The 21,308-nt window shown below is 66.9% G+C and carries 17 protein-coding genes and 1 pseudogene; 6 read left to right on the top strand and 12 right to left on the bottom strand.

What is annotated here, in order from left to right; genetic code table 11:
- Positions 1-129 precede the first annotated feature (129 nt).
- Positions 130-1,731 carry a gamma-glutamyltransferase family protein gene (locus ACK4HJ_RS07760; protein WP_409829543.1) on the top strand — a complete coding sequence of 534 codons (1,602 nt, stop codon included), beginning with the start codon at positions 130-132 and terminating at the stop codon, positions 1,729-1,731.
- Between the two features lie 74 nt (positions 1,732-1,805).
- Here ACK4HJ_RS07760 and ACK4HJ_RS07755 read toward each other — a convergent pair.
- The 5 genes and pseudogenes from ACK4HJ_RS07755 to ACK4HJ_RS07735 all read right to left on the bottom strand — a co-directional run.
- Positions 1,806-1,964 (bottom strand): annotated as a pseudogene (locus ACK4HJ_RS07755) (EamA/RhaT family transporter); the annotation flags it as partial.
- Positions 1,965-2,020: 56 nt separating this feature from the next.
- Positions 2,021-2,254 (bottom strand): hypothetical protein, encoded by a 234-nt coding sequence (locus ACK4HJ_RS07750; protein ID WP_409829541.1) that lies wholly within the window; start codon positions 2,252-2,254, stop codon positions 2,021-2,023.
- Between the two features lie 240 nt (positions 2,255-2,494).
- Positions 2,495-3,652, bottom strand: coding sequence for a tRNA preQ1(34) S-adenosylmethionine ribosyltransferase-isomerase QueA (gene queA, locus ACK4HJ_RS07745; protein ID WP_409829538.1), 1,158 nt, complete (start codon positions 3,650-3,652; stop codon positions 2,495-2,497).
- Between the two features lie 90 nt (positions 3,653-3,742).
- Positions 3,743-4,699, bottom strand: coding sequence for a 1-phosphofructokinase family hexose kinase (locus ACK4HJ_RS07740; protein ID WP_409829535.1), 957 nt, complete (start codon positions 4,697-4,699; stop codon positions 3,743-3,745).
- Positions 4,700-4,741: 42 nt separating this feature from the next.
- The gene (locus tag ACK4HJ_RS07735) at positions 4,742-6,022 is read right to left on the bottom strand and encodes an HD-GYP domain-containing protein (protein WP_409829533.1); all 1,281 of its coding nucleotides are present in this window, start codon (positions 6,020-6,022) and stop codon (positions 4,742-4,744) included.
- A gap of 145 nt (positions 6,023-6,167) precedes the next feature.
- On the opposite strand from ACK4HJ_RS07735, the gene recG reads away from it, so the two are divergent.
- From recG to ACK4HJ_RS07715, 4 genes are all read left to right on the top strand, one after another.
- Entirely contained in the window at positions 6,168-8,327 is a 2,160-nt protein-coding gene (gene recG / locus ACK4HJ_RS07730; protein WP_409829530.1) for an ATP-dependent DNA helicase RecG, read from the top strand.
- 41 nt (positions 8,328-8,368) lie between these two features.
- Positions 8,369-9,334, top strand: coding sequence for a LysR substrate-binding domain-containing protein (locus ACK4HJ_RS07725; protein WP_409829528.1), 966 nt, complete (start codon positions 8,369-8,371; stop codon positions 9,332-9,334).
- Positions 9,335-9,466: 132 nt separating this feature from the next.
- Positions 9,467-9,970: a Dps family protein gene (locus ACK4HJ_RS07720; RefSeq protein ID WP_409829525.1), complete on the top strand. Its 504-nt coding sequence runs from the start codon at positions 9,467-9,469 to the stop codon at positions 9,968-9,970.
- A 166-nt stretch (positions 9,971-10,136) separates the two neighbouring features.
- A complete protein-coding gene (locus ACK4HJ_RS07715) occupies positions 10,137-10,505 on the top strand; it encodes a response regulator (RefSeq protein WP_409829523.1) in 369 nt (122 codons plus the stop codon).
- A gap of 121 nt (positions 10,506-10,626) precedes the next feature.
- On the opposite strand, the gene ACK4HJ_RS07710 is transcribed toward ACK4HJ_RS07715, so the two are convergent.
- The 4 genes from ACK4HJ_RS07710 to ACK4HJ_RS07695 are packed head-to-tail and all read right to left on the bottom strand — an operon-like array spanning position 10,627 to position 16,816.
- A complete protein-coding gene (locus ACK4HJ_RS07710; RefSeq protein WP_409829520.1) occupies positions 10,627-11,757 on the bottom strand; it encodes a response regulator in 1,131 nt (376 codons plus the stop codon).
- Positions 11,758-11,810: 53 nt separating this feature from the next.
- Entirely contained in the window at positions 11,811-12,440 is a 630-nt protein-coding gene (locus ACK4HJ_RS07705; protein ID WP_409829517.1) for a chemotaxis protein CheB, read from the bottom strand.
- Positions 12,440-13,276 carry a CheR family methyltransferase gene (locus ACK4HJ_RS07700; protein ID WP_409829515.1) on the bottom strand — a complete coding sequence of 279 codons (837 nt, stop codon included), beginning with the start codon at positions 13,274-13,276 and terminating at the stop codon, positions 12,440-12,442. The genes ACK4HJ_RS07705 and ACK4HJ_RS07700 overlap by 1 nt, the downstream gene beginning before the upstream one ends.
- A 27-nt stretch (positions 13,277-13,303) precedes the next feature.
- Entirely contained in the window at positions 13,304-16,816 is a 3,513-nt protein-coding gene (locus ACK4HJ_RS07695) for a response regulator (RefSeq protein WP_409829512.1), read from the bottom strand.
- 160 nt (positions 16,817-16,976) lie between these two features.
- Here ACK4HJ_RS07695 and ubiA point away from each other — a divergent pair, with 160 nt between their 5' ends.
- Positions 16,977-17,864, top strand: coding sequence for a 4-hydroxybenzoate octaprenyltransferase (gene ubiA / locus ACK4HJ_RS07690; protein ID WP_409829509.1), 888 nt, complete (start codon positions 16,977-16,979; stop codon positions 17,862-17,864).
- Between the two features lie 171 nt (positions 17,865-18,035).
- Here the strand turns inward: ubiA and ACK4HJ_RS07685 are convergent, their stop codons facing one another.
- From ACK4HJ_RS07685 to ACK4HJ_RS07675, 3 genes are read right to left on the bottom strand one after another with little or no spacing between them, the layout of a single operon-like run.
- On the bottom strand, positions 18,036-18,809 hold the full coding sequence (locus ACK4HJ_RS07685) for a thiosulfate oxidation carrier protein SoxY (RefSeq protein ID WP_409829506.1): 774 nt from the start codon (positions 18,807-18,809) through the stop codon (positions 18,036-18,038).
- A 4-nt stretch (positions 18,810-18,813) separates the two neighbouring features.
- On the bottom strand, positions 18,814-19,944 hold the full coding sequence (locus ACK4HJ_RS07680) for a YeeE/YedE family protein (RefSeq protein WP_409829504.1): 1,131 nt from the start codon (positions 19,942-19,944) through the stop codon (positions 18,814-18,816).
- Positions 19,945-19,951: 7 nt separating this feature from the next.
- Positions 19,952-21,298, bottom strand: coding sequence for an NAD(P)/FAD-dependent oxidoreductase (locus ACK4HJ_RS07675; RefSeq protein ID WP_409829501.1), 1,347 nt, complete (start codon positions 21,296-21,298; stop codon positions 19,952-19,954).
- Positions 21,299-21,308 lie beyond the last annotated feature (10 nt).

Below are 21,308 nucleotides of genomic sequence, written 5' to 3'. Positions count from 1 at the left end.
CGGCGCCTTCCCCCAAGGGGGACGACGCCCTCGGTGCGGGGCGGCCCTTCCTCGGCGTCTCTCGCCTGCGCCATGCCTGATCTACCTGTGTCTGGCTCACCGGACATGGGCCCTGGAGACACACGCTTTATGAATTCCAATTCCCTCGACTGGTCCCTTCCTTATGCCTCCCACCGCAGTGCGGTCATGGGACGCAATGTGGTCTCCACCTCGCAGCCGCTGGCTGCACAGGCGGGCCTGCGCATGTTGCTCGCGGGTGGCAATGCGGTGGATGCCGCCATTGCCGCTGCCATGGCCCTCACGGTGGTGGAGCCCACGGGCTGCGGCATTGGCAGCGACGGGTTTGCCATCGTGTGGGATGGCAAGGAGCTGCACGGTTTGAATGCATCGGGCCGCTCGCCGGCGGCGTGGACGCCGGAGTATTTCGAGAAGCTGGGCGGCATCCCTGAAACCGGCTGGAACGCCGTCACCGTGCCCGGTGTCGTGTCGGCCTGGGTGGCGCTGTCCAAGCGCCTGGGCAAGCTGCCGTTTGCGCAGCTGGCGCAGCCCGCTATTGACTACGCGCGCAACGGCTTTCCGGTGTCACCCACCATTGCCAAACTGTGGGCGCTGGGGGCGGCCAAGCTGGGCACGCAGCCCGGCTTTGCCGAGTGTTTCATGCCGAATGGTCGCGTGCCCCAGGCGGGCGAAATCTTCCGCAGCGAAGCCCATGCACGCACGCTGGAGCTGATTGCCGAAACGGAGGGTGAGGCCTTCTACCGCGGCGTGATTGCCGAGCGCATGGCCGCCCATTCGCAGGCCAACGGCGGCGCCATGACGCTGGCCGACCTGGCCGCGCACCAGGCCGACTGGGTGGGCACGATCAGCCAGCGCTTTGGCGAGTCGGTCATTCATGAGATCCCGCCCAACGGTCAGGGCATCGCCGCGCTGATGGCGCTGGGCATGCTCGACGCCCATGGTGTGGGCCAGCACCCCGTGGACGATATCGAAACCGTGCACGCCAGCATCGAGGCCATGAAGCTCGCCTTTGCCGACCTGCACCAGTACAACGCCGACATCGACGCCATGCACGTCACACCTGCCGAGCTGCTGCACCCCGACTACCTGAAAAGCCGCGCTGCCCTCATCAATCGGGAGCACGCGGGCGACCCAGGCCACGGCGCGCCGCGCCCCGGCGGCACGGTGTACCTGGCGGCGGCAGATGCCAGCGGCATGATGATTTCGTTCATCCAGTCCAACTACATGGGCTTTGGCTCGGGCGTGGTGGTGCCGGGCACCGGCATCAGCCTGCAGAACCGCGGCCACAACTTCAACCTGGTCCCGGGCCACGCCAACCAGGTGGCGCCGCGCAAGCGCCCCTCGCACACCATCATCCCGGCCTTTGCCATGCATGCCGACGGCACGCCGCAGATGGCCTTCGGCGTGATGGGCGGCCCCATGCAAAGCCAGGGCCACACACAGATGGCGCTGCGCGTGCTGCGCTACGGCCAAAACCCGCAGGCTGCCGCCGACGCGCCGCGCTGGCGTATCACGGGCGGCAAGGGCGTGGCGGTAGAGCCCGGGTTCGACCCCGCCGTGGTCGCAGCGCTGCGCGCGCGCGGGCACGAAGTGACGGTGGAAGAGGGCAACGGCGTGTTCGCGTTTGGCGGTGCGCAGCTGGTGCTGAAGAACGGCAACAGCTACATCGCCGGATCCGACCCGCGCAAGGACGGGCACGCAGTGGCGTTTTAATGATTGCTATTAAAACAATAGCTGATAGCGCTTGCTGGATAAGCGCTAGAGCCTGTTTTACTTAAAATTCGCTTTCAGCGCGTCTCGCGCACCGTCAGCCAGGTGCTGGCCGCGCCGCTGAGCACGATGGCGGCGATGCCCGCCATCGACCACGCGTCCGGCACATGGCGGTACACCAGCCACCCGGCCAGCATCGCAAAGCCGATCTGTGAATACAGAAACGGCGCGATGGTCACTGATGCGCCTGCTATGGTGTGACCCCTGCGATGGTCACATTACGTCCTGGTCACTACGAGAATTCGTGCCAGGCGGCCGCGAAGTCAGTCGCCGTTGCGTCCGCCGCCTCACGACAACTTGCTTCCCTTATTTCACGAAGCCTGTCGTATTTCTCTTCGGCAGCAACGAGTGCATCTTCCGAAGTGGCGAAATGCCCGAAGGGTTCGCTCCGTTGCCCCCCTTCGCAGACCTGCGCTTGAAAAGTGCCATCTAGTTGCTTAAGCGCGTCGATGTAGTCGTCAGACATGGGTTGTCCCTGTTTTGTCGTGCAGACCGTGCGAGATGGCTTCCCGCTATTTTGTTCCTTGGAGAAGTAGGGCTGATCTAGCTTTCAAGGACGAATCGTTGATGTGTCAGCAAATGAATTTTTACGCCGGTGCGAACCCGATGCCCATTTACCAATTTGAATGGAGCGGGCTACGACGACTCCGACAATCTGACGCGCCTATCAGCCGATGTTCTGGCCCGCGCGGGAGGTGCGCAAATGTCACGTGCGCGCACGCTCCAGCAGCATCGCATCGCCGTAACTGAAGAAGCGGTACTGCTGCGCAATCGCGTGCCGGTACAGGCCCATGATGTGGGCGTAGCCCGCAAAGGCGCTCACCAGCATCATCAGCGTGCTCTTGGGCAGGTGGAAGTTGGTGATCAGCACATCCACCACCTGGAACGCAAAGCCCGGCGTGATGAAGATGTTGGTGTCGCCCGAGGCCTGGCCGGTCTTCGCCCACGACTCCAGCGTGCGCACGGTGGTGGTACCCACGGCCACCACGCGGCCGCCGCGCTGGCGGCAGCGCTCCAGCGCCGCCAGCGTGGCCAGCGGAATCTCGTACCACTCGCTGTGCATCTGGTGTTCGGCCAGGTTCTCGGTCTTGCAGGGCTGGAAGGTGCCCGCGCCCACATGCAGCGTGACGCTGGCGCGCTCGATGCCGCGCGCCGCCAGGTCGGCCAGCACGCCTTCGTCAAAGTGCAGCGCGGCCGTGGGCGCGGCCACGGCGCCGGGGTTGCGGGCAAACACCGTCTGGTAGCGCTGGCTGTCTTCGGCCTCGTCGGGGTCGTGGTCGGTGTTTTGCTGGCGCTCGATGTAGGGGGGCAGCGGCAGGTGGCCGTGGCGGTCCATCAGCTCCCAGGGCGACTCGCACGCGGGGCCGTGCAGTGCAAAGCGGAACAGCGGGCCGTCCTCGGTGGGCCAGCGGCCCAGCAACTGGGCGTCAAAGCCGCCCGCCTGGCGGCCACCGGCCATGTGCACCACGCTGCCGGGCAGGGGCTTCTTGCTGACCTTCATGTGGGCCACGACTTCGTTACCCGGGTTGCCGGCTTCGGCGGGCAACACGCGTTCGATCAGCAGCTCCAGCTTGCCGCCGCTGGCCTTTTCGCCAAAGATGCGCGCCTTGACCACGCGCGTGTCGTTGAACACCAGCAAATCGCCTTCGCGCAGCAGGCCGGGCAGCTCACGAAAGATGCGGTCTACGGGCTGCATCGCACGGCCGTCGAGCAGGCGCGAGGCGCTGCGTTCGGGTGCAGGGTGCTGGGCAATGAGTTCGGGGGGCAGCGAGAAGTCGAAGTCGCTGAGGGTGAACACGCGGGGCGTGGAAGGGCCGCCGGAGGCGAGGGGCGCACTGGTTGCGCCGCTGGAGAGATCAGTCATCGTGCTTGAGGGCCGAACGGGCCCGTGCCAAGTTAAACATTGCGAAGCGCGGGATTGTCCCACGGGCCCGCGCCGCCCGTCGGGGCGGGGTTATGGCTGTGTGGCGATGGCAACCGGCGGCGGCACGCTGTGCACCAGCCGCTGCACGTCGTCCGCGTGCGCCAGCGTGGTGCCGGCGTGCAGCAGGGCTGCAGCCCCCGCCGCCACGCCCCAGCGCAGCGCCTCGGCGGGTGTATCGCCCCGGTCCAAAGCCCAGACCAGCGCGGCCAGAAAACAGTCCCCCGCGCCCGTGGTGCCGGTGCTGGCGGGCACGTTCAGCGCCGGGGCCTGCCAAACGCCTGCGCGCGTGGCCAGCAAGGCGCCCTGGTCGCCCAGCGACAGGGCCACGGCCTCGGCCGCGCCGTTGCGAACCAGAGACTGGGCGGCGGCGCACCAGTCGGCGGCGTCGGCAAGCGGCTGCTGCAGCAGTTCGCGCAACTCCCGCAGGCTGGGCTTGACCATGGCCACTCCGGCCTGCAGCGCTGCGGCCAGCGGCGGTCCCGAGGTGTCGATCACCACGCGCACCCCCCTGGCCGCCAGAGACCGCGCCAGCTGTGCATAGAAATCTGGGGGCGTTCCGGGCGGCAGGCTGCCGCTGGCGACGAGCCAGCGCGGCGGTGCGGGCAGGGCCGCCAGCGCGTCCAGGCAGGCTTGCCATTCGGCCGGAAGCAGCGTGGGCCCGGGCAGCACAAACCGAAACTCCTGGCTGGTAGCGGTCTCCACCACCGAGAAGTTCTCGCGCGTGTCGCCCGCAATCGTCTGCACCGCCGTGGGCACGCCTTCGGCGGCCAGCAGCTGCTGTACCTGCGTGCCCGCCGCGCCGCCCGCCAGAGCCCAGGCTTGCACGTCCGCCCCCAGCCTGTGCAGCACGCGGGCCACGTTGATGCCGCCCCCGCCCGCAAACCTCTGCACCGGGCCGCAGCGCAGCTTGTGGGTGGGCTGCACGCGGCCGGTGGTGGTGGCCAGGTCCAGCGCCGGGTTGGGGGTGAGGGTGATGATTGCAGGCACAGGGAAAGGGCCGATGCGGTGCCGGCGTGGTTGTTTGTCGATCTACCAGGCCTTTTCGGCAAAGCCCGACCACAGCTCGTTCAGGTCAGGGAACCGCCACTTCTCCGGGTCTTCGCGCGCGACGATCTTTTCGGTGCATCCGGGCGCGGCCAGGTCTACCACCTCGGGCGGAATGCGCAGGTCGGACTTGGTGGAGAAAAACACCTTGACTTTGGGTGTGGTGAGGGCGGTGGGCGCCTGTTCAGTCACCACGCCGATGCGCCCGGAGGTCAGCCGCACCAGCGAACCCACGGGGTAGATGCCGATGCTTTTGACAAAGGCCTGGAACATGCGCGCGTCGAAGTGGTCGTTGGTCCACTCCGCCATGCGGCGCAGTGATTCGGACGGGTCCCAGCCGCGTTTGTAGGGGCGGTCGGAGGTGACAGCGTCGTACACGTCGCAGATCGCCGTCATGCGCGCGATCACGCTGATGTTGTCGCCCTGCAGCTTGTCGGGGTAGCCCGATCCGTCGATCTTCTCGTGGTGGTGCAGGCAGGCGTCCAGCACGGCGTCGGGCACGTTGGCGCCCTCCTTGAGCATGTGGTAGCCCTCCACCGGGTGGCTGCGCACCACGGTGAACTCCTTGTCGGTGAGCTTGCCGGGCTTGTTCAGCACCGACAGCGGGATGGCCGCCTTGCCCAGGTCGTGCAGCAGGCCGGCCATGCCGGCCAGGCGCGCCTGGTCGTCGTTGAGCTTGAGCTGCTTGGCCAGCGCCACCATCAGCGCGCACACCGCCACGGAGTGCATGTAGGTGTAGTCATCGGCCGTCTTCAGGCGCGCCAGGCTGATCAGCGCGCCGGGGTTGCGGGTGACCGAATCGGAAATTTCTTCCACCAGGCTCTGGGCGCTGGCCGAGTCCACCGCGCGGCCCATCCGGGCCTCGTTGAACATGGACACGACGGCCTTCTTGGAGCGCACACAGACGGCGGCGGCCATCTTCAGCTCGCTTTGCATGTCGGTGGGCCTGCGGTCGCGCACAGGCGGCGGGGGAGGTGGCGGCAGGGTGACCTGCAGCGGCGGCAGGTCTTCCAGGCGGCTGAAATCGGTCTCGATCTGTGCATCCACCTCTTCGCGCGACACGGAAGCGGTGCCCTCCGCCACATCCAGGCCCTTGGAGGTGTCGATCCAGCATTCCTGGATGGCGGTGGAGCGGATGCGCGCAAGGTCCTTGGGGTCCTTGAGCACAAACTTGGCACGCCAGAACGGGTGGTCCATCCACGAGCCGCAGAACTCGTGCAGGTACATGCCCAAGGTGAGGTGCTGAATATGTATGCGCTTAAGCATGGTGAAAGCTGGGGACTGGAAAGCGCCTGAACCTTGTTTCCGATGATGCAAGTGAAGCGTGAGCAATGGTAACCATGGTAGCCTTTTCGGCCCACCGCGCTTTGGCGTTTTCCCCTGCGTCACGCTCCATTGTTCACCTCCCTTCATGCCAGCCGCCTCCCGACCTGCCGCGCCCCCCTCTGCCAAGGCCAAGCTCCCCGCTGTGGCGGCCGGCGGCGCAGCCACGGTGGCGCAGAAGGCGCTGCTCAAGCTGGGTCTGGCGCGCGACATCGACCTGGCGCTGCACCTGCCGCTCCGGTACGAGGACGAAACCCGCATCACCCCGCTGGCCAACGCGCGCGACGGGCAGACCGTGCAGATCGAGGCCACCGTGACCGCCTGCGAAGTGCAGTTGCGCCCGCGCCGGCAACTGGTGGTGCAGGTGGACGACGGTTCGGCAACCTGCGAGCTGCGGTTCTTCAGCTTCTATCCATCGCACCAGAAGACGTTGGCGGTGGGCGCGCGCCTGCGGATACGGGGCGAAATCAAGGGCGGTTTCTGGGGCCGGCAAATGATGCACCCTGCTTTTCGCCAAGCCGGCGGCGAACTGCCTGCGGCGTTGACGCCCGTCTACCCCACCACCGCAGGCTTGCCCCAGCCCTACCTGCGCCGCGCCGTGGTGGGGGCACTGGCCCGGGTGGACCTGTCGGACACACTGCCTCCCGACGCCGAGCCGCCTGTGGGCCGTTTTTATGGCCAAAATGGCCTCCAGCGCTTATTCAGCCTGCGTGAAGCGCTCACTTTTTTGCATCATCCCGCACCGGATGTGGCCCTGTCCACGCTGGAGGACCACAGCCACCCAGCCTGGCAGCGCCTGAAGGCCGAAGAGCTGTTGGCCCAGCAGCTGTCGCAGCAGCAATCCCGCCGCGCGCGCGACATGCTCCGCGCCCCGGTGTTGCGCGCCCCCAAAGCCGCCGATGGCACGTTGCCCCTGCACGAGCAGTTGCTGGCCGTGCTGCCCTTCAGCCTGACAGCGGCCCAGCGCCGCGTGGGTGAAGAGATCGCGGCCGACCTGGCCCGCAAGGTGCCCATGCACCGGTTGCTGCAGGGCGACGTGGGCTCGGGCAAAACCGTGGTTTCGGCCCTGGCCGCCTGCCTGGCCATGGACGCGGGCTGGCAGTGCGCGCTGATGGCTCCCACCGAAATCCTGGCCGAGCAGCATTTCGCCAAGATGATCGGCTGGCTGGAGCCGCTGCTGGCCGCGCGCGGCCGCAGGGTGGCCTGGCTGGTGGGCGGGCAAAAGAAGAAGGACCGCACCGCCATGCTGGACATGGTGGCCAGCGGCGAGGCCGCGCTGGTGGTGGGCACGCACGCCGTGATCCAGGAGCAGGTGCAATTCAAGAACCTGGCACTGGCCATCATCGATGAGCAACACCGCTTTGGCGTGGCGCAGCGCCTGGCCTTGCGGCAAAAGCTCGCAGTCCACCGCATGGAGCCGCACATGCTGATGATGAGCGCCACGCCCATCCCGCGCACGCTGGCCATGAGCTACTACGCCGACCTCGATGTGTCCGTCATCGACGAGCTACCGCCAGGCCGCACGCCCATCGTCACCAAGCTGATTGCCGACAGCCGCAAGGACGAGGTGATCGAACGCATCGGCGCGCAGGTGGAGGCCGGGCGGCAGGTGTACTGGGTGTGCCCGCTGATCGAAGAGAGTGAGGCGCTGGACCTGAGCAACGCCACCGCCACGCACGCCGACCTGAGCGAGGCCTTGCCGGGCTGCATGGTCGGCCTGCTGCACTCGCGCATGCCCACCGCCGAAAAGAAGTCCGTGATGGCGCTGTTCACCAGCGGCCAGATGGGCGTGCTGGTCAGCACCACCGTGATCGAAGTGGGGGTGGACGTGCCCAATGCCTCGCTCATGGTCATCGAACATGCCGAGCGTTTTGGGCTGAGCCAGCTGCACCAGCTGCGCGGCCGGGTAGGGCGCGGCGCGGCGGCCTCGGCCTGCGTGCTGCTGTACGCCACCAACGACAGCGGCCGCGTGGGCGAAACCGCCAAGGAGCGCCTGCGCGCCATGGCCGAGACCAACGACGGCTTCGAGATCGCTCGGCGCGACCTAGAGATACGGGGGCCCGGAGAGTTTCTGGGCGCCCGCCAGTCAGGCGACGCGCTGCTGCGGTTTGCCGACCTGGCCACCGATACCCACCTGCTGGAGTGGGCGCGCGAGCTGGCGCCGCAGATGCTGGACCGTTATCCTGAACTGGCCGCCAAACACGTGGCGCGCTGGTTGGGTGGAAAATCGGACTATCTCAAGGCATGAGACGCTCAGATCCACGCTGACGTAGCCCGCAGGAACACACCATGACCCTCACCGAACTCAAGTACATCGTTGCGGTGGCCCGCGAGAAGCACTTTGGCCATGCGGCCGATGCCTGCTATGTGTCGCAGCCCACGCTCTCGGTGGCCATCAAGAAGCTGGAAGAAGAGCTGGACGTGAAGCTGTTCGAGCGCAGCGCGGGCGAAGTCACGGTGACGCCGCTGGGCGAAGACATCGTGCGCCAGGCGCAAAGCGTGCTGGAGCAGGCGGCGGCCATCAAGGAAATCGCCAAGCGTGGCAAGGACCCGCTGGCTGGGCCGCTCACGCTGGGCGTGATCTACACCATTGGCCCCTATCTGCTGCCCGAGCTGGTGCGCCAGTCCATCACGCGCACGCCGCAGATGCCGCTGATGCTGCAGGAGAACTTCACCGTCAAGCTGCTGGAGATGCTGCGCACGGGCGAGATCGACTGCGCCATCCTGGCCGAGCCCTTCCCCGACACCGGCCTGGCCATGGCGCCGCTGTATGACGAGCCCTTCATGGCGGCCGTGCCCAGCACGCACGCGTTGGCGGCGCAGCGCTCCGTCACGGCGGCCGAGCTGAAAAGCGAGACCATGCTGCTGCTGGGCGCGGGCCATTGCTTTCGCGACCATGTGCTGGAGGTCTGCCCCGAGTTCGCGCGCTTTGCCAGCAATGCCGAGGGCATCCGCAAGTCGTTCGAGGGCTCGTCGCTGGAGACCATCAAGCACATGGTGGCCGCCGGCATGGGCGTGACGCTGGTGCCGCGCCTGTCGGTGCCGCGCGATGCGCTGCTTACCGTGTCGCGCCGCCGCAAGAGCGACGAGACCTACATCCGCTACCTGCCCATCCGCGAGGACGACGGCAGCCCGCCGCCCATGCGCCGCGTGGTGCTGGCGTGGCGGCGCAGCTTCACGCGCTACGAAGCCATTGCCGCGCTGCGCAATGCCATCTATGCGTGCGAGCTGCCGGGCGTCACGCGACTGTCCTGAGGGCTCGCCACGCTGAGCGAGCGCGGCGCGCGCCTGGGTGACCCGCAGCGCGGGTCTTTTGTTTTTGGTTATCGTTTTTGTTGTTGTTGTTCTTCTTCCTCGGTTCTCTTTCCTTCACTTCAGGAGCATCCCATGGCCAAAGCCTCGAAGACCCCCTCCGCACCCCGCATCAACATCGGCATTAGCGACAAGGACCGCGCAGCGATTGCGCAGGGCCTGTCGCGCCTGCTGGCCGACACCTACACGCTGTACCTCACCACCCACAACTTCCACTGGAACGTGACGGGCCCGATGTTCAACACGCTGCACACCATGTTCATGGCGCAGTACACCGAGCTGTGGAATGCCGTGGACCCGATCGCCGAGCGCATCCGTTCGCTGGGCCATGTGGCACCGGGTTCGTACGCCGAGTTCGGCAAGCTGGCCACCGTGCCCGATGCACCGGCCCAGCCCCCCAAGGCGCTGGAGATGGTGCGCGTGTTGGTGGAGGGTCATGAGGCCGTGGCGCGCACCGCGCGCAGCCTTTTCCCGCTGGCGGACAAAGCCAGTGATGAACCCACGGCCGACCTGCTGACCCAGCGCCTGACGGTGCATGAGCAGACGGCCTGGATGCTGCGCTCGCTGCTGGAGGAATGACCGCATTCCCGCCGCGTGGGCCCGCCATGGGTATGCAGGCCAGCGCCGCCGTTCGGATTGCTTGTTGTCCTACAAGGTGTGCATGCGTTTGTAACGATGATCCGGGTTTTGGCGGCGGGTGCCATGGTGGCGCCTTGCCCAGCAGGTCCGTCCAATTGCGTGATGTATGCGAATTCTGTACGTTGAAGACAACCCGGAGCTGCGCGAAACCATCGGCCTGCTCATGGAGGGCGATGGCCAGACTGTCACCTCCTGCGCGACGGCCGAAGAAGCGCTGGAACTGGATGCGGCGCAGGCTTTTGACCTGCTGGTTTCTGATGTGAGCTTGCCCGGTCTTTCGGGTACGGACTTGGCCCGCAAGCTGCTGGCCGAAGACCCGCTGCGCTGGATCGTGCTGTGTTCCGGTTATGAACTGGGGACCTACCCCGGATCCTGGGGCCCCAACGTGCGCACCCTGCTCAAGCCCTTTGAGCTGGAAGACCTGGAAGCCCTGCTGGGCTCCATACGGGAGGCGGTGGCCCAGCGCCCCGCCTGATGCGAGCTGGGGCAGCAGCGGGTCTCAATCCACGGGCTGCCCTCCACCCCCCCAAAAAAAACTTCACTCACTCCCCGTCCCAGCGGCGCTGGATCCGCCTCCAGCCAGTGGTTTTAGCGTGTCAGCGCCCAGGCGGCTGCGCAGGCGCAGGTGACACCCTGGGCAGTTCCACGGTGAAGCGGGTGGTGCCATCCTCCGACTGCACCTGAATGCGCCCCCGGTGGGCGATCACGATCTGGTGGGCAATGAACAGCCCCAGCCCCAGGCCCTGGTGGCGCCCGGGCTCGCGGTCGCGGCCCCTGAAGGGGGTGAACAGATGGGGCAGGAGATCTGGCGCAATGGTGCCGCCGTTCGCCACCGTCACGCTGACCGTGTTGGCGTGGGTGCCGTCCGCGACCACCAGCACTGGTTCAGTGGGGCAGCCGTGGTGCATGGCGTTGCCGACCAGGTTGGACACCACCTGGCACAGCCGGTCTTCATCCCATACGCCAGCCAAATCACCCTGCACGACGGAAGAAATGGCCCGGTCCGGGAAGCTCGTCTGGACCTCGTCCAGCGCGCGCTGCACCAGGGTCTGCAACTGGGTGGGGCGCAACTGCAGGTGCATGCCGCCGGCCTGGCGGATACGGGTCACATCCAGCAGATCTTCGATCATGCGGCCCATGCGCTGGCTGCTGGCCAGTACCCGGTCGGCCATGGTGCTCACCTTGTCAGGATCGGGCTGGCGCTTGAGCACCGTGGCGGCAGCGGTGATCGACATGAGCGGCGTGCGCAGGTCGTGGCTCAGCACCGCCATGAACATCTCGTTGATGCGCAGCGCCTCCGTGCGCTCTTTCAGCTCCTGCGCCTGGACTTGCTTGCGGCGCTGCAGCTCGAAAAATACGCTTGCTTTGGTGACCAGCATGTGCGGGTCGATGGGTTTGTACAGAAAGTCCACGGCGCCACTTTCGTAGCCCCGGAACTGCCAGTTCTGCTCGCGCGAGCCCGCGGTCATGAAGATCAGCGGGATATGACGCGTGCGCTCGCTGCCCCGGATCAACTCGGCCAGCTCAAATCCGTTCATCTCGGGCATCTGCACATCCAGCAGCGCCAGCGCCACGTCGGAGTGGGTGAGCAGTAGCTCCAGCGCTTCCTGGCCCGACTGGGCCTTCAGGATCTCCAACCCGTCGCGCTGCAGCAGGGCCTCTAGGGCGACCAGGTTTTCCTGAACGTCATCGACAAGCAGGCATTTGATGCGGTCGGTCTGTGGCATGGGCGGAGAGGCGGAGGCAACGGCGGGTGGTGGCGATGGAAGGGGGCAAGGTATCACAGCAGGCCCTCCTGATGAAGTCTTAGCAGCAGTGCGGCAATGTCGGGCGGCGGCAGCGTGTGGTGCGCCGCCGTGCGCGCCAGCGCGGCCCGCGGCATGGTGGGTACAGCGGCACTGGCGGGGTCTTGCACCACCGCCAGCCCGCCGCTGGCGGCAATGGCCTGCATGCCGCGGGCTCCGTCCTCGTTGGCGCCAGACAGCAGGACGCCCAGCAGGCGTTCACCATACTGGTCGGCGGCGGACTCGAACAGCACGTCGATGGACGGGCGCGAAAAATGCTCCAGCGCATCCACCGACAGGGCCAGGCGCGGCCCCTGGTCCACCAGCAGGTGGTAGTCCGGCGGGGCAAAGTACACGGTGCCGGCAGCCAGAGGCTCCTGGTCCTGCGCCTCGCGCAGGGGCAGCCGGCAGCGCGCTCTGAAGATGTCCGCCAGCAGGCTGGGCCGATCGCGCGGAAGGTGCACCACCACCAGCACAGGCACACGCAGGCTGGCGGGCAGGGCGGGCAGGATGTGGATCAGCGCGTCGATGCCGCCCGACGACCCCCCGACCACGACGGCGTCATACCCGTTCGTTGGGTGGGCTGGAGCGGCAAGCGGTGCGGTGGTGCGGGGGGTGTTCGGCATCACAGGCCCGCCTTCTTGCGGTAGATGCGGTCTTCCAGCACAAAGTCGTCGAACGCATCGGCATGCGCCGAAAACCGCAGCGACTCTTTCGAGCCCAGACCCAGGAAGCCCCGGTGGCACAGCGAGTCGCGGAACAGGCCCAAAGCGCGGTTCTGCAGATCGCGCTCAAAATAGATCAGTACATTGCGGCACGATACGAAATGCATCTCCGCGAACACGCTGTCGGTGGCCAGACTGTGGTCCGAGAACACCATGTGGTCGCGCAGCGCCTTGTGAAACACCACCCGGCCATAGCGCGCGGTGTAGTAGTCCGACAGCGAGGTGCGCGCGCCCGAGCGGCTGTGGTTCTCGGTAAACGCCGCTACGCGCGCCACGTCGAAAACGCCAGATTCGGCCGCGCGCAAGGCGTGCGGGTTGATGTCGGTGGCGTAGATCAGCGTGCGCTCCAGCAGCCCTTCCTCGTGCAGCAGGATGGCCAGTGAATACACCTCCTCGCCCGCACTGCACCCTGCCACCCAGATCTTGAGCGAGGGATACGTGCGCAACAGCGGCACCACCTCGCTGCGCAGCGCTTGGAAGTAGCTCGGGTCGCGGAACATGTCGCTCACCTGCACCGTGAGGTATTCGAGCAGCGCGGGGAACACCGCCGGGTCGTGCAACACCTTGTCTTGCAGCTGTGAGATCGTGGCGCAGTCAAAGTGCAGCAGCGCGGTGCCCAGCCGCCGCTTGAGCGACGCCTGCGCATAGCCGCGGAAGTCGTAGTGGTAGCGGTGGAAGATGGCATCGATCAGCAGGCGCTGCTCGATGTCGGCGGTGCGGGCTTTGCGGTGGGACATGGTGGAGTGACGGCGGCGTGATCCTGTCTACTTGGGCATCCACACCCGCACCAGGGAGAGCAGCTTTTCCACATCCAGCGGCTTGGCGATGTAGTCGTTGGCACCGGCGGCCAGGCACTTCTCCTGGTCGTCTTTCATGGCCTTGGCAGTCAGGGCGATGATGGGAAGGCGGCGCCATTCGGGCTGGCTGCGGATGGCGCGCATGGCGGTGTAGCCGTCCATCTCCGGCATCATGATGTCCATCAGCACCAGGTCCACGGGGTGCCCGTCGGGATTGCCGGCGCGGGCCAGCACATCCAGCGCCTCTCGGCCGTTGCGCGCAATCTCCACGCGGATGCCTGTGGGCTCCAGGATGCTGGACAGCGCGAACACGTTGCGCACGTCGTCCTCCACCACCAGCACGGTGCGGCCCTCCAGCACGGACTCGCGGCTGCGTGCCACCTGCAGCATCTTGCGGTGCTCGGCCGACAGCTCGGACTCCACCTGGTGCAGGAACAGCGTGACTTCGTCCAGCAGCCGCTCGGGCGAGCGTGCGTCCTTCAGGATGATGGACTTGGAGAAGCGCCGCAACTGCATCTCCTCATCGCGCGACAGCGCCCGGCCGGTGTACACGATGACGGGCGGGAAGGAGACCCCGTCCTGGTCCGTCATCTGTTGCAGCAGCTCGTAGCCGCTGAAGTCGGGCAGGTTCAGGTCCATCACCATGCAGTCGAAGGTGGAGCTGCGCAGGTGATCCAGCGCCGCCCCGGCCGTACCCGCGCAGACGATCTCCACATCGTCGCTGCTCAGCAGATGGCGCACGCTGTCGCGCTGGCGTTCGTCGTCTTCCACCACCAGCACGCGGCGCAGGTCCTGGGTGAATTTGGCTTCGAGCCGCTGCAGCGCCTGCACCAGCTCGTCGCGTTTGACGGGCTTGAGCGCATAGCCCACGGCGCCACGCCCCAGGGCCTCCTGCGAATAGTCGGCCACCGACACCACATGCACTGGGATGTGCCGCGTGGCCGGGTTGCGCTTGAGCTGGTCCAGCACGCCCAGGCCCGAGAAATCGGGCAGGTTGATGTCCAGCACGATGGCGCTGGGCAGGCTGTGCATGGCAAAGGCCAGGCCATCGGCCGCGTTGTGGGCCAGGTGGCATTCAAATTCCATTTCCCGCGCTAGGTCGCACAGGATGTGGGCAAAACGCTCGTCGTCCTCGATCACGAGGATGCTGCGCGCGCCGGCGCGCTTGGGCATCGACTCGGCTGCGGCATCCAAGGCGGCACGTGCGGACGCCTGCAGGGCGGCCTCGGCAGGGGCCATCGGGGCAGGCGGCGGGGGCTGCGGGACGCTGGCAGTGGCGCGGGGCGGCGCGGTGGAAGCTGCTGTGGGGCGCTCTGCGGCCGGCGTGCCATCGTGGCCGCGGTCGCCCTCGTTGTCGCCAGGGTGTGAGTCTTCGATGCGCTGCGGCAGCACCAGGGTGAACACGCTGCCCTCGCCGGGCGTGCTGTGCACCGTGATCGATCCGCCCAGCAAATGCGCCAGGTCCCGCGAAATGGACAGGCCCAGACCCGTTCCGCCGTATTTGCGGTGCGTGCTGCCGTCGGCCTGGCGGAAGGCTTCGAAAATCAGTTCTTGCTGGTGGTCCGGAATGCCGATGCCCGTGTCCTTGACCGCAAACGACAGCGTGTCGTCCGGGTTGCGGGAGACGTGCAGCGCCACCGAGCCCTTTTCGGTGAACTTGAGCGCGTTAGACAGCAGGTTCTTGAGCACCTGGCCCAGGCGCAGCGGGTCCGTCACCATGCTGGCGGGCACGTCGGGCGCCACGGTGGCGGACAGCGCAAGGCGCTTTTCCTGGGCCAAGGGACGCAGCGGGTCGATCAGCGCCTGCAGCGCCTGGCCAATGTCCACCGGCTCCACCGACACCGTGGCCTGCCCGGCCTCGATCTTGGCGAGGTCGAGGATGTCATTGATTAGCGCGAGCAGATCGTTGCCGGCCGCGTAGATGGTTTCGGCGTACTTGACCTGGTCGCCGCTCAGGTTGCCGGGCTTGTTGTCGGCCAGCAGCTTGGCCAGGATGAGGGTGGAGTTGAGCGGCGTGCGCAGCTCGTGGCTCATGTTGGCCAGGAACTCGCTCTTGTACTGGCTGGCCTGCTCCAACTCGCGCGTCTTGTCGGTCATGGCGCTCTGGGCGCGCAGCAACTGTTCGCGCTGGTATTCCAGCTGCTGGGTCTGCTCTTCCAGGTGGGCGTTGGTCTGCTCCAGCTCGGTCTGGGCCACTTCCATCTGGGCCTGCGACTCCTGCAAGATGCGGCTTTGCTGCTCCAGCTCTTCGTTGCTTACGCGCAGCTCTTCCTGCTGCGTCTGCAGTTCTTCGGACTGGCGCTGGGTTTCCTCCAGCAGGCTCTGCAGGCGGCTGCGGTCGATGCCCGAGCGGATGGCCACGGCCAGCATCTCGGACGCGCGCTCCATCAGGCTGCGCTCGGCCTCGGTCACCGGGCGGTTGAAGCCCAGCTCGATCACGGCATACACCTCGCGGTTCTCGATGGCGGGGGCCAACAGCAGCTCGGCCGGGCTGGCCTGCCCGGTGCTGGACGACACCGGCAAATAGCCCGGCGGCACGTCGCGCACATGCATCAGCTGGCGCGACCGTGCGGCCTGCCCCACCAGGCCTTCACCGCTGAGCAGGGTTTCGGTCAGCCGCTCGCGGGGCAGCGCGTAGCCGCCAAACAGCGTGAAGCTCCCGTTGCGGTCGGCCACATACCCGGCACCCACCTGGGCCTTGAGGTAGGTAGCAAGGTATTCCAGCGCCAGCTCGCCCAGGTCTTCCAGCCGGTGGTCGCCCTGCAGGCGCTGGCCCAGCCCGGTGAGACCGGCAGACACCCAGGACTGGCTGGCCTTGGCCCGGTATTCGCGCGACGTCAGCGCGGCCGAAAGGCAGATCAGAACCAGCAGCACCACGGAGCCGGTGCTGGAGTACAGATTGGAGTTGGAGGCCGCGTTCACCCACTGCGCGCGGCGTTCCTCCAGCTGCGTGTTCTGTTGGGTGCGCAGGTTGTCCATCACATTGCGCATGCGGTCCATGATGTCCTTGCCCGCACCGCTGTGCACCAGTGCCATGGACCCCACGATGTCGCCGTTCCTGCGCAACGCGATGGTTTCATTCAGCTCCCGCAGCTTCTGCTGGGAGAGATCGTCCAGCTGCGTGACCAACTGCCGGTGGACGGGGTACTCCGCCGAGCTGGCCTTGAGGCTTTCCATGTGCTTGTTCAGCGACGCCACCGCCAATTCGTAGGGCTGCAGGTAGGCACCGTCCCCCGTCAGCAGATAGCCGCGCTGGCCGGTTTCCGCGTCCTTCATGGCCGAATTGAACAGGTTCAGCTCGCGCATGGCGAGCGTGGTCCGGTCCATGGCCCGCACGGCGGCGGTGCGCGTTTCGGCAGAGCGGAAGTTGACGATGGCAATGATCAGGGTGGCCAGGGCCGCCACCACAAAGCCCGCAAGCACGGTCCAGGGGATGGCAAAGCGGAGAGCGGCTTGGGGGCTGCTGGAAGATGCAGTCATGCGGCGGGGCGTAGGGTGTGGAAGACCGCGCGACTCTACCGGGTTTGTTGCCATTTGTACGTCAGCCGATGCCGCGTCTTGCAGGCGGCGGGGGCTGCTACATTCGGTGCGCCCCACAAGCCTCGCGGGCGCCCCGCCTTGCCCTTTTCTTGTTCCCGCCATGTCTTTCGCCTCGCCGACCAGCCGCTTCGCCCTGTACCTGGACCTCATCCGCTGGGACCGCCCCGCCGGCTGGCTGGTGTGCCTGTGGCCCACGCTGAGCGCGCTGTGGATCGCGGCTGAGGGCTTTCCGGGCTGGCACCTGCTCATTGTGTTCGTGCTGGGCACCATCCTCATGCGCAGCGCAGGCTGCTGCGTAAACGACGTGGCCGACCGGGACTTCGACAAGCACGTCAAGCGCACCGCGCAGCGGCCTGTGACCACGGGCGCGGTGAGCGTGAAGGAGGCGCTGGGCCTGGGCGCGGTGCTGGCGCTGCTGGCCTTTGGCCTGGTGCTGACCACCAATGCGGCTGCCGTGGCCTGGTCCGTGCCCGCGCTGCTGGTGGCCATCGCCTACCCCTTCACCAAGCGCATCATCGCCATGCCGCAGGCGGTGCTGGGCATCGCGTTCAACTTCGGCATCGTGATTGCCTTTGCCGCCGTGCAGGGCAGCGTGCCGGCTGTGGCCTGGTGGATGTGGCTGGGCAACCTGTTCTGGGTGCTGGCCTACGACACCGAATACGCCATGGTGGACCGCGACGACGACCTCAAGATCGGCATCAAGACCTCGGCCATCACGCTGGGGCGGTTCGATGTGGCAGGCATCGTGCTGTTCTACTTGCTTTTCATCGGTACTTGGGCGGTAGCGCTTGCTCCGTATGCGCTAGGCGCTATTTTTTATGTAGCGTTAATAGCCGCCCTGGCCCAGGCAGCCTGGCATTTTTCACTCATCCGCACCCGCACGCGCGAGGGCTGCTTTACAGCGTTCCGCGTCAACCACTGGCTGGGCGCCACAGTGTTTGCGGGCATTGCGGGCAGCTATCTGCTACGGCAGTTACTCATGAATTGATAGCTGCTAGCGCTTGCTGGATAAGCGCTAGAAGGCAATTTGGTTTGAAATGTCATGGCTTGGGCTCTTGCCCCAACCGTTCGGACGGTGTCTTTTTCAGAAGGCTTGTTGCATGCGGCGTTCCGTGCAGGCGATGGGTTTGGTGCCTGCCTCTGATCGGTCCGCTGGGCCTCACACCGGCAATGGCCGTTCTTCGCGCAGCGTGCGGCCGTTCTGGTCCGTCCAGATGAAGACGGCAGGTTCTGCGGCGGCGGGCGGCGGCAGCAAAAAACGCAGGTAGGGGTTTTCGGAAGTCCCGGTCTGGAAACGGGCGGTCAGTGCGGCGCGCTCGCCCAGGCGCAACGTGAAGTCGCGCACCAGGTTTTGCGGCAAGGGCTTGCCGTCGGTGCCAGGGCGCAGACCGGTTTCCATGGGGTGCTGCACCAGCGCCTTGACCTCAATGGGGCCACCCGCCTTGGCGTTTTTGGCCAGGGCAATGCGGGGGCTGCGCATGCCCTCGTTCGGCGTTGTCTCGCCAGCGCCCAGGCAGCCGCTGACGGTGACCTGCACCCTGCGCTGAGTCACCCATGCACTGTTCTTGCTGCCCAGCGCCACGGCGATCACCGTCTGGCTCTCGGCCAGCCGCACGCGCGTGGCAAAGTCGGGCAGCACCCGGTCGCCCGGCAGCTCAAAGCTCAGCAAGCCCGGGTTGGGGTTGCGCGTGGCCAGAAGGTGGATGGCCACCACCGTCTCGCCAGCGGGCGGTGTGCCGCGAAAGGCCACAGACAGTGGCACGGCGCCGCCGTTTTCCGACAGCGCGGGCAGATCCAGTTCCAGGCCTGTGCCCTGAAGGTTGCGCCCGCGCAGCAGTTGCTGCGCAGGGGTAAAAGCGGCGGCGTCCTGGGCGCTGGCGGTGCGTGCGGCCAGCAGCGCGCCCAGGGTCAAAAGGCAGTTTCGTCGGTGCATCGCGTTATTGTCCTTCACGGGCTGAGGTGCGCCACGCCAGCCAGGCGCCCCCCACGATGCCCGCCAGCGCGGGGTAGGTGCTCAGCGCCAGCGTCGAAAACCCGGTCAAGCCCTGTCCGATGGAGCAGCCCAGCGCCAGCACCCCGCCCACGCCCATGAGCGTGCCACCGACGATGGAGCGGCCCGTCTGCGCCGCGGTGGTGAAGCCCTGCCACTGGAACTCGCGTCGCACCAGAGCGCTGGCCAGTGCGCCCACCAGCACGCCAGCACACAGCACAGCGCCGGTGCTGGCGCCAATGCCTGTGGACAGCTGCAGGTACTGCAGGCTCTGCGCCACGGGGGCCACGAAGGTCAGCGAACCCAGCGGCAGCGGCTCGAAGTCGTCGGCGCCCAGGCGGCCGGTGATCCACCATCCCAGCGGTACCAGCAGACCGATCAGCACGCCCGGCAGCAGCGCGCGCGCGGGCGAAGCTGGGGCGCTGAGCGGGGCGGCGGCGGTGGCCGTCGTTGAAGTGGGCACGGAACGCCGCGTCAGCGCCCAGCCCAGCAAGGCAGCCAGCAGCAGCACCACGCAGGCCCAGCGCCAAGCTGCGGCAGGCACGGGCTGAGACAGCGGTAACAGCCAGGCGATCAGGGCGGGCAGGGTGGCGGCAGGCAGTTCGGTCTGGGTGGCTTCGGTCAGGCGAATGCGCAGCGGCGCGAGCACGCCCGAGAGCGTGGCAGCCGCACCCACCGCCAGGCACAACAGCGTGACCAACGAGCGCAGGTTGCCACTTCCCAGTAGCACCAGGCTGCGTGCACCGCAGGCATTGGCCAGCGCCATGCCGTAGCCAAACAGCAGGCCGCCCAGCAGCAGTGCGACGAGCGACAGCCGGCTTTGTGCGTAAAGCGACTGTCCCAGGTTCACATCGGCGGCGCCAGCCAACCACTGGCTGCCTACCAGCGCCGTGGCCATGGCCACCGCGAACAGGCGCAAGGGGCCAGGCTGGGTGCGCGCAAAGGCGGCCTGCAACGCCCGCAGAAAACAGAACCGGCTGCCTTGCGCCAGCACGCCAAAAGCCAGGCCCAGCGCGGCCGTGGCTCCCAGCACCCAGGCTTCACGCTGCCCAGCGACGATGGCGTTCCAGTCAATCATCGCGGCGTCACGCGGGCCGCGGCGTGCCCCACGTGTCCTGGCTGATCGCCTGGTACCAGCCGTGTGCGTAGGCAGCTTCAGCGCGGCGGATGCCGTCATCGGCAGTGGCACCGCTCAGGCCCCCCGAGTTGGGCACGGTGATGATCTTGTCGTTCTCAACGCGGTACACCCCCGCCACGGTCACGCCGTAGTCGGGTGCGGCCAGGCTGTAGCAGGTGTTCACCCAGATGGCCTGGGCCGGTGCACTGCCCTCCAGCGAGGCCACGATGGCCGCCGCAGCAACCTTGGCCTGGGCATTGGCCGTAAAGCCCGACTTGGGCATGGGCGCGGCAATGGTGGCGTCGCCCACCACATAGATGTCCTTTTGCAGCCGCGACTCGAAGGTGTTGGGGTTGACCGGCACCCAGCCCGACGGGTCGGTCACACCTGCGCGGTCGGCAATGAAACCGGCCTTTTGCGGCGGCACCACGTTCAGCACGGCCGCCTTGTGGCGGGTGCCAAACTCGGTCTGCACTTCACGCCGCGCAGCGTCCACGCGCACCACGCGCCCGTCCTTGGACAGGCCCACCCATTCGATGCGGTCGCCGTAGAGTTTTTTCCACGCCGCCTGGAACAGGCCCTGCTTGGAGAAGTTGTCCTTGGCGTCCAGGATCAGCACCTTGGAGCGCGGCTTGTGGCGGCTGAAGTAGTGCGCAATCAGGCTGGCCCGCTCGTAGGGGCCAGGCGGGCAGCGGAACGGATCGGGGGGCACGCTCAGCACGAACACACCACCATCCTCGATGCTTTCAAGCTGCCGGCGCAGCAGCGTAGTCTGTGGCCCGGCCCGCCAGGCGTGGGGCGCCAGCTCTGCCGCGCGTTCGTCGTAGCCCTCGATCGCGTTCCAGCGAAAGTCGATGCCAGGCGACAGCAACAGGCGGTCGTATTGCAGTGTGGTGCCCGTGGAAAGCCGCACGGTGCGCGCTGTCGGGTTCACATCTTCGGCCAGCGCGTGCACCACGCGCACGCCATAGGTGCCCTGCAGCTCGTCATACCCGTGGGAGACGGAGTCCAGCGTGCGTTCGCCAGCCAGCACCAGGTTGGACATGGGGCAGGTGTGAAAGCGCTTGCTGGGCTCTACCAGCACCACGTCCACGGCGGGGTTGGCACGTTTGATGTACTTGGCGGCTGTGGCGCCGCCAAAGCCACCGCCTACCACCACCACCCGGCCCGCAGGGGCTCGGCCTATCGTGGGGGTCGAGCAAGCGGCCAGCACGGGCAGCACGGACGCAGCGCCCAGGCCCTGCAGAAACAGTCGGCGGGAGGGCGCAATTTCAAAGCGGGTGTTGTTGCTCTGGGTGTTGTTGTCGTCGTGCATGGTCGCCCCC

It is taken from the genome of Acidovorax sp. (assembly GCF_046294525.1).
GTDB lineage: Bacteria > Pseudomonadota > Gammaproteobacteria > Burkholderiales > Burkholderiaceae_C > Acidovorax.
The sequence above is the reverse complement of the archived record's forward strand: the minus strand, read 5'-3'. Positions and strand labels throughout refer to the sequence as shown.

What these genes read in the sequence shown, in the direction of transcription:
- ACK4HJ_RS07760 (WP_409829543.1), top strand. Translation starts at nt 130, where the DNA reads ATGAATTCCAATTCCCTCGACTGGTCCCTTCCTTATGCCTCCCACCGC.
- ACK4HJ_RS07750 (WP_409829541.1), bottom strand. Translation starts at nt 2,254, where the DNA reads ATGTCTGACGACTACATCGACGCGCTTAAGCAACTAGATGGCACTTTT.
- queA (WP_409829538.1), bottom strand. Translation starts at nt 3,652, where the DNA reads ATGACTGATCTCTCCAGCGGCGCAACCAGTGCGCCCCTCGCCTCCGGC.
- ACK4HJ_RS07735 (WP_409829533.1), bottom strand. Translation starts at nt 6,022, where the DNA reads ATGCTTAAGCGCATACATATTCAGCACCTCACCTTGGGCATGTACCTG.
- recG (WP_409829530.1), top strand. Translation starts at nt 6,168, where the DNA reads ATGCCAGCCGCCTCCCGACCTGCCGCGCCCCCCTCTGCCAAGGCCAAG.
- ACK4HJ_RS07725 (WP_409829528.1), top strand. Translation starts at nt 8,369, where the DNA reads ATGACCCTCACCGAACTCAAGTACATCGTTGCGGTGGCCCGCGAGAAG.
- ACK4HJ_RS07720 (WP_409829525.1), top strand. Translation starts at nt 9,467, where the DNA reads ATGGCCAAAGCCTCGAAGACCCCCTCCGCACCCCGCATCAACATCGGC.
- ACK4HJ_RS07715 (WP_409829523.1), top strand. Translation starts at nt 10,137, where the DNA reads ATGCGAATTCTGTACGTTGAAGACAACCCGGAGCTGCGCGAAACCATC.
- ACK4HJ_RS07710 (WP_409829520.1), bottom strand. Translation starts at nt 11,757, where the DNA reads ATGCCACAGACCGACCGCATCAAATGCCTGCTTGTCGATGACGTTCAG.
- ACK4HJ_RS07705 (WP_409829517.1), bottom strand. Translation starts at nt 12,440, where the DNA reads ATGCCGAACACCCCCCGCACCACCGCACCGCTTGCCGCTCCAGCCCAC.
- ACK4HJ_RS07700 (WP_409829515.1), bottom strand. Translation starts at nt 13,276, where the DNA reads ATGTCCCACCGCAAAGCCCGCACCGCCGACATCGAGCAGCGCCTGCTG.
- ACK4HJ_RS07695 (WP_409829512.1), bottom strand. Translation starts at nt 16,816, where the DNA reads ATGACTGCATCTTCCAGCAGCCCCCAAGCCGCTCTCCGCTTTGCCATC.
- ubiA (WP_409829509.1), top strand. Translation starts at nt 16,977, where the DNA reads ATGTCTTTCGCCTCGCCGACCAGCCGCTTCGCCCTGTACCTGGACCTC.
- ACK4HJ_RS07685 (WP_409829506.1), bottom strand. Translation starts at nt 18,809, where the DNA reads ATGCACCGACGAAACTGCCTTTTGACCCTGGGCGCGCTGCTGGCCGCA.
- ACK4HJ_RS07680 (WP_409829504.1), bottom strand. Translation starts at nt 19,944, where the DNA reads ATGATTGACTGGAACGCCATCGTCGCTGGGCAGCGTGAAGCCTGGGTG.
- ACK4HJ_RS07675 (WP_409829501.1), bottom strand. Translation starts at nt 21,298, where the DNA reads ATGCACGACGACAACAACACCCAGAGCAACAACACCCGCTTTGAAATT.